Below are 12,937 nucleotides of genomic sequence, written 5' to 3' on the forward strand. Positions count from 1 at the left end.
ACTCCCCTTGCAGGAGGTACGAGTGGGAAAGGCGGAGGGTGGCCGGCTCAGCGCCGGTTCAGGGCAGCGACCTCGCCGGTGCTCAGGTCGATCACCAGGTGCCGGGAGTCGATCCAGGGCCCGTTCACGGCCTTCGGGAACAGCCGGGCGCAGCGGTGCTCGCCGCACCGGTCGAGTGCGGCGGGCTGGGCGCCGGGCGTGGCCCGGTACACCATGGCGAACAGGCGCAGCTGGTCCGGCGAGGTGAGTTTCCTGCCGGTGGCGTCCTGGTAGTCCGCGCGCAGGCCCGCGCCCAGCGGGTCGGCGATCAGCAGCCGGGCGGCCTCGGTCTGCTCGGCGCCGCTCAGCGGCGGCTGCACGCCCCGCTGGGTGCCGGTGCGCTCCACCTTCCCGGTCGCCAGGTTCACGGTTTTGGTGACGAGGGTGTCGTCACGGTAGTCGTAGAGCGTCACGTCGGCGCGGCGCGGCGCGTCCGGGTCGTCCAGTTCGTCGGCCTCCGGCTCGGCCAGTTCGACGCCGAGTCGCTGCGGGCCGCGGTCACCGTCGACGCTCTCGCCGGAACGGAACAGCTGCCGGTTCACGGCGATGCGGAAGACGCGTTCCGTCTCGTCGTCGGTGAGCGGGTCGCGGCCCTCTCCCGTGGCCCCCTCGGCCGGCGCCTCCGCCACGACGCCCGGCGTCACCCGGCCCGGCCCCCGGCCGTCCTGGCCCTGGGCCGCCTGTTGCACGGGGCGGCCACCCCCTTCCGGCGTGTCGTCGGCGCCCGCGGTCCCCGGCAGGGTGACCGCGATCATCGCGGCGGTCCCCGCCACCGCGACGGCCGCACCGGCCACCACCTTTCCCAGATGGCGGTGCACTGTCTTGCGCACGTTTACCCCCTACTCCCCCATTGGCCCCGGGAGTATGTGTCTGCCCCTACTGGTACGGCATACCTCGTGTGCACGGGGTATGCGCTGGTCGCCCGGTAAGAGGGTCGTAAGTCCTAGGTGGTTCCGTCACTTTCGGGGAGACTCGGGACCAAGGCGCCACCGGGGGCGCCGCACACCTGAGAGAGTCGTGTCCATGCAGGTCTGGCCTGGAGAGGCGTATCCACTCGGTGCCACGTACGACGGCGCCGGCACCAACTTCGCGGTCTTCACGGAGGCCGCGGACCGAGTAGAGCTGTGTCTGCTGCACGACGACGGCTCGGAGACGGCGATCGAGCTGCGGGAGAGCGACGCGTTCGTCCGGCACGCGTACGTGCCGGGCGTGATGCCGGGGCAGCGGTACGGATACCGCGTGCACGGCCCGTACGCGCCCGAACGGGGGTTGCGCTGCAACTCGGCGAAGCTGCTGCTCGACCCGTACGCGCGTGCGATCAGCGGCACGATCGGCTGGGGTGAGGAGGTGTACGGCTACCACTTCGACGCACCGGACAGACGCAACGACCTGGACTCGGCGCCGCACACGATGACGTCGGTCGTGGTCAACCCGTACTTCGACTGGGGCGACGACCGGCGCCCCCGCACCGAGTACCACCACACGGTGATCTACGAGGCCCACGTGAAGGGCCTGACCATGCGCCACCCGGGGCTGCCGGAGGAGCTGCGCGGCACCTACGCGGGGCTGGCGCACCCGGCCGTCATCGACCATCTGACGGAGCTCGGGGTCACGGCCCTGGAGCTGATGCCCGTACACCAGTTCGTGAACGACCACCGGCTGGTCGACATGGGCCTGAACAACTACTGGGGCTACAACACGATCGGCTTCTTCGCCCCGCACAACGCGTACGCCTCCTGGGGCGACCGCGGCCAGCAGGTGCTGGAGTTCAAGTCGGCGGTGAAGGCGCTGCACGAGGCCGGGATCGAGGTGATCCTCGACGTGGTCTACAACCACACGGCCGAGGGCAACCACCTGGGGCCCACGCTGTCCTTCAAGGGCCTGGACAACCCGCAGTACTACCGGCTCACGGACGATCCCCGCTACTACATGGACACGACGGGCACCGGGAACTCCCTGCTCATGCGGTCCCCGCACGTCCTCCAGATGATCATGGACTCGCTGCGGTACTGGGTCACCGAGATGCACGTCGACGGGTTCCGCTTCGACCTCGCGGCGACCCTGGCCCGGCAGTTCCACGAGGTGGACCGGCTGTCGTCGTTCTTCGACCTGGTGCAGCAGGACCCGGTGGTGTCGCAGGTGAAGCTGATCGCCGAGCCGTGGGACGTCGGCGAGGGCGGCTACCAGGTGGGCAACTTCCCGCCGCTGTGGACGGAGTGGAACGGCAAGTACCGCGACACCGTGCGGGACCTGTGGCGGGGCGAGCCGCGCACGCTCGCCGAGTTCGCCTCGCGGCTGACCGGCTCGTCGGACCTCTACCAGGACGACGGGCGCCGCCCGCTGGCCTCCATCAACTTCGTGACCTGTCACGACGGCTTCACGCTGCACGACCTGGTGGCGTACAACGACAAGCACAACGAGGCCAACGGCGAGGACAACCGGGACGGCGAGAGCCACAACCGGTCGTGGAACTGCGGCGTCGAGGGCGACACGGACGACCCGGACGTGCTGGCGCTGCGCGCGCGGCAGATGCGGAACTTCATCGCGACGCTGATGCTGTCCCAGGGCGTGCCCATGATCAGCCACGGCGACGAGTTCGCGCGCACCCAGCGCGGCAACAACAACGCCTACTGCCAGGACAACGAGCTGGCCTGGGTGGCGTGGCCGGGGCCCGAGGGTCCGGCCAGGGAGCTGTTCGACTTCACGCGCGCGATGGTGTGGCTGCGCAAGGACCATCCCGTGTTCCGCAGGCGGCGCTTCTTCCACGGGCGGTCCGTGGAGGGCACCCACGACGAGCTGTCCGACATCGCCTGGTTCACCCCGGAGGGTCAGGAGATGACCCAGCGGGACTGGAACTCGGCACGGGCCTCGGCGCTGACGGTGTTCCTCAACGGCAACGCGATCTCGGAGCCGGGCACGCGCGGGGAGCGCATCACCGACGACTCGTTCCTGCTGATGTTCAACGCCTCGCCGAAGCCGCTGGACTTCGTGGTGCCCGTCGACCACGGCCGGCAGTGGCAGGTGGTCGTCGACACGGCCCGCCCGGACGGGGTGCCGCCGGGCAAGGGCCCGAAGGTGCAGGCCGGGGACCGGCTGACTCTGGTGGACCGCAGCATGACGGTGCTCCAGCGACCGGTGTGAGCGGTGCCCCGGATCGTCCGTTCGGGCGACCCGGGGCACATCGCCGACCGCCGGGGATGACACGAAGGGCGGCCGGGCGGGTACGTACGTCTCCATGACACCTGAGCGACGCGACCCCGTGGTTCCCACGGCCACCTACCGGCTCCAGCTGCAGCCCGGCTTCCCGTTCGCTGCCGCCGCGGCGGCCGTGCCGTACCTGGCCTCGCTCGGCGTCTCGCATCTGCATCTGTCCCCCGTCCTGGAGGCCGTGCCGGGGTCCCTGCACGGCTACGACGTGGTGGACCACGCGCGCGTGCGTGCGGAGCTGGGCGGCGAGGAGGGCCTGCGGGCGCTGGCGCGGACGGCGCGGGAGCACGGCCTCGGGCTGGTGCTGGACATCGTGCCGAACCACATGGCGATGGCGCCGCGCCACAACCGCGCCCTGTGGGAGGTGCTGCGGGACGGGCCGGCCTCGCCGTACGCGCGGTGGTTCGACATCGACTGGGAGGCGCAGGACGGGCAGGTGCTGCTGCCGGTGCTCGGCGGGCCGCTCGGCGACGAGATCGGCCGGCTCAAGGCGGACGGCGACGTGCTGCGCTACTACGACCACGTCCTCCCGCTGCGCGAGGGCACGGCCGACCTGCCGCTGCCGCAGTTGCTGGACGCGCAGTGGTACCGCCCGGTGTGGTGGCGGCTGGCCCGCACCGAGCTCAACTACCGCCGCTTCTTCAGCATCTCGGAGCTGATCGGGGTGCGGGTGGAGGACCCGGAGGTCTTCGAGGCCACCCACGCCACCGTCCTGCGGCTGCTGCGCGAGGGCGTGATCGACGGCCTGCGCGTCGACCACCCGGACGGGCTGTCCGACCCCGGCGGGTACCTGCGGCGGCTGCACGAGGCGACCGGCGGGTGCTGGACGGTCGTGGAGAAGATCCTCGCCGACCACGAGCACCTGCCGGCGTCCTGGCCGGTCGCGGGCACCACCGGCTACGACGCCCTGCGCCGCGTCGACGGCCTGTTCGCGGACCCGGCCGGATGCGGGGAGCTCCTGGACCGGTACCGGCGCTTCGCGGCCCCGCAGACGGACCGGGGCGGCGACTGGGCGGCGACGGCGCGCCGGGCCGCGTACCAGGTGATCAGGCACGAGCTGGCCACCGAGCTGGACCGGCTGACCCGGGCGGCGGTCCGGGTGTGCGCCGCCGCGCCGGAGCCCGCGCTGCGCGACCGGGCGCCCTGGGCGTTGCGCCTCGCGCTCCAGGAACTGCTGGTCCGCCTGGAGGTGTACCGGCCCTACACGCCCGGCGACGCGGCGTCCGTCGTCACCGAGGAGGCCGCCGCCGAGGCCCGGCTCGCGTTCGTCGTCCCCGAGGAGGCGGGCGCGGTCGACGTCGTACGGGACCTGCTGCTCGCGCGGTACGGCGACGGGCCGGAGCACGTGGAGTTCCGGACCCGGTTCGCGCAGACCGCGTCGGCGCTGCGCGCCAAGTCCGTGGAGGACACGGCGTTCTACCGGTACGTGCCGCTGCTGTCGGCGACCGAGGTGGGCGGCGAACCGGGCCGCCCCGCCCTGCCGCCCGAGGAGTTCCACGCCTACTGCACGCGCGTGCAGCGCGACTGGCCGGTGTCGGGGACCGTCGTGTCGACGCACGACACCAAGCGCAGCGCCGACGTGCGGGCGGCGCTGGCCGTGCTCACCGAGTGCCCGCGGCGCTGGGCCGACCTGCTGGCGGAGGTGACCCGCGCCGAGGACGGCGTGCCCGACGCGCAGCTGGCGTGGGCGGCCTGGCAGACGGTGTTCGGGCTCGGCCCGGCGGCGCCGGAGCGAGTGCGGGACGCGTTGCTGAAGCACGTGCGGGAGGCCGGTCTCCACACGAGCTGGACGGAGCAGGAGCCGCCGTACGAGGAGGCGGTGGAGCGGTTCGTGGCGGCGGGGCCGTGCGGCGTGCCGGGCGAACGTGTGCTGGCCTTCCGCGGCGCGCTGGAGCCGCACATCCGGGCGAACGTCCTCGGCGCGGCCCTGGTCCATCTGACGATGCCGGGCGTGCCCGACGTCTACCAGGGCACCGAGGCCGAGTACCTGGCCCTGGTCGACCCCGACAACCGGCGTCCGGTGAGCTTCCCGCCCGAGGACGGCGGCGAGAAGGCCGATCTGACGCGCGCGGCGCTGCGGCTGCGGGCCCGGCGCCCCGGGGCGTTCGGCGACGCGGCGACGTACGCACCGCTGGCGGCCGAGGGCCCGGCGGCGGCCCACTGCCTGGCCTTCGCCCGCTCGGGCCGGGTCGTCACCGCGGTGACCCGCCTGTCGCTGCGCCTCGCCGAGGCGGGCGGCTGGCAGGACACGGAACTTCCTCTGCCACCGGGCCGGTGGACCGACGTCCTCGACGGTTCCCGGGAGTTCACGGGCCGCGTGCCCGTGGCGGACCTGTTCGCACGACTGCCGGTGGCCCTGCTGGAGCGGGCCGGGAACGACGCCGGGGAGGAGTGAGCGGGCCGGGGGCCACGTCGCAGGAGGACGCGGGGCGCGGGCGGGGCGCCCGAGGCACGAGCGGGGGGCGGGGCGGGCGCCGGTCCACCGTCGCGGGGCGGTCGGCGAAGGGGGCCCGGCGCCGGCCGGCCGGGCACCTCACCAGCGGTGAGTCCAGGCCCGGTGGAGACTGCGCGGGGTGTCCTTGACATGCCCCGGCAGGCGTGGGGTACTGCGAGTGGCGAGGCCGGGTGGACGTGACGGGGGTGAGTCTCCTGCCGGAGCTGCGCTACCCCACGGTGACCGAACTGGTCTCGTCCGCACGGGCGTTGACCGCCCGATGGCCGGGCGTGTGTGCCCTGCGGCAGGTGGGCGTGTCCCGGGCGGGCAGGGCCCTGCACCTGCTGTCGGTGGGCCGGGCGCGGCGGGCCGTGCTCGTCGTGGCGGGCGCCCACTCCAACGAGCCGGCCGGTGGGCCCACGCTGCTCGCCCTCGCCGAACGGGTGCTGCAGGAGCGGGCGTTGCGGGACGACACGTCCTGGCACTTCCTGCTGTGCGCGGACCCCGACGGGGCGAGCCTCCATGTGACACCGGCGCCGCGCAGCCTGTTCGACTACCACCTCGGGTTCTTCCGGCCCGCCGGGCCCGAGCAGCCCGAGTGGGCGCCGTCCGTGCTGCCGCCCGACCGGCTGCCGCCGGAGACCCGTGCCCTGACCGGCGTCATAGACGAGCTGCGCCCCTACCTCCAGGTGACCCTGCACGGCACCGAACTGGGCGGCAGCTGGGTGCAGTTGACGCGTGACGTGCCCGGTCTGGCCGAGCCGTTCGCCAAGTCCGCCGCGGAGCTGCACATCCCCGTCGAGACGGGCGCCTCGGACGCCGCCGGCTGGCCGGCCGCCGGGCCCGGTGTGCGGGTCCTGCCCGCCGCCGAGGCGGGCCGGGCCTACCCGAGCCTGTCGGACGACGCGCGGCACAGCACCTGGTACCACGCCCACCGGTACGGCGGTCTCACCGCGGTCGTCGAGGTGCCGATGTGGGCGAGCGACCTGGTGGACGATCCGGCGCCGCATCCGGCCCCGGCCTCCGCGATACGGCGGCTCGCGCACCGGCTCCAGCGCGACACGCTGGAGGTGCGGGACGTGTTCGAGGACGTGCTGCCCCGTCTGGAGGGCGTCGACGGGCCCCTGATGCGGGCCGTGCGGTGGGGTCTGGAGCTGGTGCCGGGGCTCGCGGCCGACCTGATCCACACGCCGCCCGTGGACGGCACGCGCGCGTACGTGGGCAGTGTCGACGCCTTCGCGCGCCGGGTGCCGCTGCGGACGGCGGCCATGCTGCTGCGGGTCCTGCGGGAGACCGACGACCGTGCGGCGCCTCGTCTCGAACGGCTCGTCGCGCACTGGAGCGACGCCTTCGCGGCGCGGTTCCGGGCCCGCTGGGTGCCGGTGGCGCACCAGGTCGAGCACCAGTCGCGGACGGTCGTCGCGACGGCCCTGCACGCGCGCGAGAGGGCGCTGTGAGCCGTCGGCGCGCGACCCGCACCGCCCTCCCGGCCGGTGAGGCCGGTGAACCGCCGCCTGCCGCCGGCGGCGGCCGACGCGCCGCTCAGTCGTCCAGGGCGAAGACGGGACCGGTGCGTGCCGTCATGACGCAGGCGTTCGAGAACGTCTCCGTGTAGTCCACCGGGCGCCCGTGCCACTCCCCGCGCGCGTGTGCCGTCACGGGCGCGTGGACCATCGGGCAGAAGGCGTCCCGCAGCGGCAGGGCGCGCAGGTCGCCGCCCGTCGCGTCGAGTTCCGCGCACGCCTCGGCCGCGCGGGCGTGGCCCTGGGGCGGGTCGCACAGCAGCAGAGTGCCGCGCGTTTCGTGGGAGCGGGCGTCGCCCCGGACGACGGTGAGGTAGAGCCAGTCGCCGGGGCTCTTGACGGTCGCACCGGCCGGGGCGGCGCAGGCGACGAGGAGAGCGGCCGCCGCGAGCAGGCCGCCCCGTACCGCTTTCGCTGTGGTGGTGTACGTCATTCCCGATGCATCGGCACGGCGGGCTGGGAACCCCACCCGGACTCACCCGAACGGGAGCACGCGGGTGTGTGCCGGGCGGCCAGCTCGAACGCGGCGAGCACCACGCGCGCCTGGTACTCCGCCTGGCGTGCGACCGGTATCCAGCGGGCGCCGTGTCCGTCGCGGTAGTCGGCGCACCACGCGTCGATGAGCCGGTCCAGTTCCGGCAGCACACCGGCCGGGTCGCGTCCGGCGGCGGTCACCAGCTGGTGCAGCAGTCCCGCGGTGCGCAGCGCCAGCCGGCGCCCGGCGATGCGCAGCGCCGCGAGGTGGGCGGCGCCGAGCGGCGGGAGGGTGTGGCCTCCCGGGGTGTCGGGGTCCCAGGTGTCGGCGAGGCCGGGGCAGACGAGCAGGTAGTCGTCGACGGGCGCGAGCAGCGGCGCGGCGTCCGGGACGGCGGCGACGTGCGGCCGGATGCGGGCGAGGAGTGCCGTCAGCAGCCGGGCGTCGTGGCGCAGGGTGCGGCTGATGGTGCGCAGGACCGCCTCCGGGTCGGCGGACGGCGCGGAGTCCGCCACGGCGTTCACCCCCCACATGGGTGCCTCCACGACGGCCGTGACGGTGCCGTGCCGGTGCGGGTGGTACCAGGTCGACTCGACGGCGGCCTCGGTGATGGCGGCGGCCAGGTCGCCGCGGCGCGGCGGCGGGATCAGGTAGACGGCGGGGCCCAGGTCGGGCCAGTACAGGGTATCGAAGGCGCCGAGTTCGCGCGGGATGCCGAGGCGGGCGGAGGCGCGGGCGACGCGCTGGGCGAGGCCGGGCAGGTCGTCGGTCACCTCCACGAAGCCGCCGCCGACGTCGACGCCGTGCAGGGAGCACTGCAGGAAGGGCCGCAGTTCGTCGTGGAGGTCGAGCAGCGCGCGGGTCTCGGGGAGGGCGACGGCGGCCGACCCGTCGGGCAGCCACTCGGGCTGTTCCAGGAAGCCGGGCCGGAAGAAGTTCCGGAAGTACCGGCCGAGGGTGTACGGGCCCGGCAGCCAGCGCTCGTTGCGGCGCAGTCCGTCGGGGTCGAGGCACAGCAGCAGGTTCCAGGTGGCGTCGGCGTCCGCGGTGAGCCGGGGGTCGGCCAGCGCCCGTTCGGCCAGCCGCAGGACGGTGGCGCCGCCCACGGGTTCGTTGGCATGCGGTCCGGCGACGACGAGGGCCTGGCGGCTGCCGTGGCCGACGGACAGCAGCCACAGCGGCGTGCCCGCGCGGGAGGTGCCGACGCGCCGCAGCCGGGCGTCGCGGGGCCGGCGGTCGACGAGCGCGGCGGCGCGGGCGGCGAGCTCGTCGACGGTGTGGTAGCGGAGGAGTGGTTGCAGGACACACCTCCACGAGGCGGTGCGGTCGGCTCACCCGATATGCACGGTGTACGCACAGTCAGTCACGGCTTGAGGAGGTACGTCAACACCGCGACGCGATACGGCATTTTTGCGGCGGTCGACGGTAACGCCCAGGCCAGAGCTAAGGTTCGGCTCAGTTGGCGGCGAGGCGGAAGGCCATCCGGCCGAAGGCGATCTGGTCGCCCTCGCGGACCACGGCGGCGCCCACGACCCGTCGGCCGTTCACCGTCGTGCCGTTCGTGGAACCGAGGTCCCGCAGGACCCACATGCCGCCCTGCCGGCTGAGTTCGGCGTGCACGCGGGACACCGTCTCGTGGTTGAGCCTGAGGCCGTTGGCGGGGTCGCGGCCTATGCGCAGCGGGTGGCCGGTGCCGGGGTGCGGCAGCAGCAGCTTGGGCAGCCGCTCGGCCCGCCAGGCCCGGCGCAGCCGTACGGTGAACCCGGACACCGCCTCGACCGCGCCGAAGACCATGCGCGAGGCGCGGCCCCCGCTCGGCAGGTCCGCCGTGAGCCGGGCGAGCTCGTCCGGGCGCCGGGCGGCGAGGGCCAGCTCCATGCGGTGGATGAACGTGTCGTGGGACAGCCGGCCCATGGCGACGCCGTCACGCAGTACCTTCAGCGCCTTGTCGCGCTCCACGTCGGAGACCCGCGCGGGGAACGTGTTGAACTCGAATGACGACGTCACGCAGGTGATTGTCGGTCAGCCGGGCCGGGGTGTCCAGAAAACGGGAAAACGGCCGCCACGCGTGCGTGCCGGGCGGCGCCGGGCCCGGACGGCGCGCGGCACCTGCGGCGAATGGGGTGTTTCAAAAGCGGATCGATCTCGTTTGACGCACCATGGACGGGCTACGTCACGGTGAGCAGACGAAGGGGAACCGTCCGTGCAGTTCGAGGTGTGGGCACCGCAGGCCGGCCGTGTGACGCTCCAGTGCGACGGCGTGACGCGCGCGTTGGAACGCGATCCGGAACGGACGGGATGGTGGCGCGGCGAGGCGGAGGCGCGCGACGGCTCCCGGTACGGCTTCGCGCTGGACGACGGGCCCGTGCTGCCCGATCCGCGCTCGCGCCGGCAGCCGGACGGGCCGGACGGGCTGAGCGCGGTCGTGGACCACGGGCGCCACGCGTGGCGTGCCGAGTGGGCGGGCCGCCCGCTGCCCGGTGCGGTGCTGTACGAACTTCACGTGGGCACGTACACGCCCGAGGGCACCCTGGACGCCGCCGCCGAGCGGCTCGGCCACCTCGCGGAACTGGGCGTCACACACGTCGAGTTGATGCCGCTGTGCCCCTTCCCCGGTCGGCACGGCTGGGGCTACGAGGGAGTGTCCCTGTGGGCGGTGCACGAGCCGTACGGCGGGCCCGACGCGCTGAAGCGTTTCGTCGACCGGGCGCACGGCCTGGGCCTCGGTGTCGTCCTCGACGTCGTGCACAACCACCTGGGCCCGTCCGGGAACTATCTGCCGCAGTTCGGGCCGTACTTCACGGACACCCACCACACGCCGTGGGGCGTCGCCGTCAACCTGGACGCGCCCGGCTCCGACGAGGTGCGCGACTATCTCGTCGGCAGCGCGCTGGCGTGGCTGCGGGACTACCGGATCGACGGGCTGCGGCTGGACGCCGTGCACGCGCTCGCCGACACGCGTGCGTGCCACTTCCTGGAGGAACTGTCGACGGCCGTGGACGCGCTGGCCGCCGAGGTGGACCGGCCGCTGTTCCTGATCGCCGAGTCCGACCTGAACGACCCGCGGATCGTCACCCCGCGCGCGGCGAACGGCCTCGGCGTGCACGCGCAGTGGAACGACGACTTCCATCACGCCCTGCACACCGCGCTGACGGGCGAGTCCCAGGGCTACTACGCCGACTTCGCGCGTGCACCCCTCGCCGCCGTGGCCAAGACGCTGACGGGCGGCTACTTCCACGACGGCACCTACTCCAGCTTCCGGGAGCGGCGCCACGGCCGTCCCCTGGACCGTACGCGCGTGGCGGCGCACCGGCTGCTCGGCTACAGCCAGACCCACGACCAGATCGGCAACCGCGCCCAGGGCGACCGGCTGTCCGCGCTGCTCTCCCCCGGTCTGCTGGCCTGCGCGGCGGCGCTGGTGCTGACCGCGCCGTTCACGCCGATGCTGTTCATGGGCGAGGAGTGGGCGGCGGGCACGCCCTGGCAGTTCTTCACCGACCACACCGACCCCGAGCTCGCCGAGGCCGTACGGCGGGGCAGGCGGCGGGAGTTCGCGGCGCACGGCTGGGCCGAGGAGGACGTGCCCGACCCGCAGGACCCCGCGACCCGCGACCGGTCCTGCCTCGACTGGTCCGAGCCCGGGCGGGAGCCGCACGCGCGCGTGCTGGCCTGGTACCGCCGGCTCCTCGCGCTGCGCCGCGAACAGCCCGACCTCACCGACCCGGACCTCGCCGACACGAAGGTGGCCTTCGACGAGGAGGAGCGCTGGCTGGCCTTCCGGCGCGGGGACGTCCGCGTCGCCGTGAACCTGTCCGCCGAGCCGGCGGCGATCCCGCTGGGCGGCGGCGAGACGCACGTACTGGCCGCGTGGGACCCGGTCGAGGCACCGGGCCCGGACGGGGTGCTGCACGTGCCCGGGGAGTCCTGCGTGGTGCTGACGCAGGTGTGAGGGGCGCGGACGGCGGGCGGCGCGGCCGTGCGTGAGCGCTGTGCCGACGCGCAGGTGTGGAGGGTCCTGGCCATGGGCGGCGCAGCCGTGCCTGAGCGCCATGCCCACACAGGTGGGAGGCGCACGGGCGACAGTCGGCGCAGCCGTGTGTGGGCGCTGTGCCGACACAGGTATGAGGCGCACGGGCGACGGGCGCCGCAGCCGTGTGCGGGCATGCGGCGCAAGCGTTTACGCGTCCTGCGTGCCCGGTTCCGGTTCGTCCTCCGGTCGTGGCTCCGTCACGCGTTCCAGCAGGATCGCCTCCCAGGCGCGGCGCAGGCGGCCGCGCAGGAGTGGCAGGGGCGCCGGGCCGTGGCCCGCGAGGGCGTCGGCGAGGTGGAGGATCGCGTCGCAGCGGGCGAGCCACAGGCCGCGCAGGCAGGGGCGGGGCCCGTACCCGGCGAGGGTGGCGGCGCGTACCGCGGCGGGTGAGCCGACCGCGCGGGCGAGGCCGGCGATGTCCTCGGCGGGGTCGCCGACCACGGCGTCGGCCCAGCCGAGCACGCCGCGCACCCGGCCGTCCGCGGCGACCACGAGGTGCTCGCCCGTCAGGGCGTGGTGGACGAGGACCGCGGTGCCGGGCTGCGCCGCGAGCCGGCTCGCGGCCGGACCGGTCAGCTGGTGGAGGCGCGCGGGGTCGAACTCGTCGGCCCGCCCGAGGCGTTCGGCGGCGCGTCCGGCCGACCGGCGCAGCGCCTCCAGGGAGCGCGGGGCGCGGCGCGGCACGCCGAGCGTCTCGGCGGCGCGTACGGGCACCTCGCGCAGTCCCGTGAGCAGCGCGGCCAGGTCGGCCTCGCCGACGGCGGACACGTCGTGCTCGTCGGCCGAGCCGCCGGGCACCCGGGTGTCCAGGGTGTACGGCAGCCCGGGCGCCCACTCGCCGCGGGCCACGCTGGCCGGCACGGTGACCGGGACGTGCGGGCGGACGAGGTCGCGCAGGTGCAGTTCGCGGCTCCGGCGCACGGCGGCGTCCCGGTCGGCGGCGAGCCGCAGCACGTGGCGGTCGCCGACCCACCAGGTGGCGGGGTCGGCGCCCTCCTCCGCGGGCCGGACGTCGGGGCCCGCGGTGCCGTCCGGGCCGGCCGGGCCTCCCGTCCCGTTCCGGGCCTCCTTCAGCAGCGTACGGACCAGTCGGCGGACGGTGTCCGCGGTGGGTGTCGGTGCCTGGGTCATGGTCGCGCCGTCGTCGCTCGGGGATGTCGCGCTCTTGGTCCACCGGGTCTGCCGGACCTCTCGCGCCCTTCGGTTTTCGCGTTCCGCGCCCGGCCCGG

The 12,937-nt window shown here is 74.5% G+C and carries 9 protein-coding genes; 4 read left to right on the forward strand and 5 right to left on the reverse strand.

The window, feature by feature from the left end; translation table 11 throughout:
• Positions 1-47: 47 nt before the first annotated feature.
• Complete coding sequence (locus QC282_RS14680; protein ID WP_279549786.1) at positions 48-869, reverse strand: Tat pathway signal sequence domain protein; 822 nt, start codon at positions 867-869, stop codon at positions 48-50.
• Positions 870-1,062: 193 nt separating this feature from the next.
• On the opposite strand from QC282_RS14680, the gene glgX reads away from it, so the two are divergent.
• From glgX to QC282_RS14695, 3 genes are all read left to right on the forward strand, one after another.
• Positions 1,063-3,180 (forward strand): glycogen debranching protein GlgX, encoded by a 2,118-nt coding sequence (gene glgX, locus QC282_RS14685; protein WP_279549787.1) that lies wholly within the window; start codon positions 1,063-1,065, stop codon positions 3,178-3,180.
• 94 nt (positions 3,181-3,274) lie between these two features.
• The gene (gene treY / locus QC282_RS14690; RefSeq protein ID WP_279549788.1) at positions 3,275-5,641 is read left to right on the forward strand and encodes a malto-oligosyltrehalose synthase; all 2,367 of its coding nucleotides are present in this window, start codon (positions 3,275-3,277) and stop codon (positions 5,639-5,641) included.
• Positions 5,642-5,886: 245 nt separating this feature from the next.
• Positions 5,887-7,137, forward strand: a complete 1,251-nt coding sequence (locus QC282_RS14695) for a M14 family zinc carboxypeptidase (RefSeq protein ID WP_279549789.1) — start codon at positions 5,887-5,889, stop codon at positions 7,135-7,137.
• 85 nt (positions 7,138-7,222) lie between these two features.
• Here QC282_RS14695 and QC282_RS14700 read toward each other — a convergent pair whose 3' ends face one another.
• From QC282_RS14700 to QC282_RS14710, 3 genes are all read right to left on the reverse strand, one after another.
• The gene (locus tag QC282_RS14700) at positions 7,223-7,636 is read right to left on the reverse strand and encodes an SSI family serine proteinase inhibitor (protein WP_279549790.1); all 414 of its coding nucleotides are present in this window, start codon (positions 7,634-7,636) and stop codon (positions 7,223-7,225) included.
• Positions 7,633-8,979, reverse strand: a complete 1,347-nt coding sequence (locus QC282_RS14705; protein WP_279549860.1) for a M14 family zinc carboxypeptidase — start codon at positions 8,977-8,979, stop codon at positions 7,633-7,635. The genes QC282_RS14700 and QC282_RS14705 overlap by 4 nt, the downstream gene beginning before the upstream one ends.
• Positions 8,980-9,133: 154 nt before the next feature.
• A complete protein-coding gene (locus QC282_RS14710) occupies positions 9,134-9,685 on the reverse strand; it encodes a DUF1707 and FHA domain-containing protein (RefSeq protein WP_279549791.1) in 552 nt (183 codons plus the stop codon).
• A gap of 196 nt (positions 9,686-9,881) precedes the next feature.
• On the opposite strand from QC282_RS14710, the gene treZ reads away from it, so the two are divergent.
• The gene (gene treZ / locus QC282_RS14715; protein WP_279549792.1) at positions 9,882-11,627 is read left to right on the forward strand and encodes a malto-oligosyltrehalose trehalohydrolase; all 1,746 of its coding nucleotides are present in this window, start codon (positions 9,882-9,884) and stop codon (positions 11,625-11,627) included.
• A 228-nt stretch (positions 11,628-11,855) separates the two neighbouring features.
• On the opposite strand, the gene QC282_RS14720 is transcribed toward treZ, so the two are convergent.
• Entirely contained in the window at positions 11,856-12,839 is a 984-nt protein-coding gene (locus QC282_RS14720; protein ID WP_279549793.1) for an aminoglycoside phosphotransferase family protein, read from the reverse strand.
• Positions 12,840-12,937 lie beyond the last annotated feature (98 nt).

Origin of the sequence: Streptomyces sp. DH24, assembly GCF_029813775.1 — a bacterium.
GTDB lineage: Bacteria > Actinomycetota > Actinomycetes > Streptomycetales > Streptomycetaceae > Streptomyces.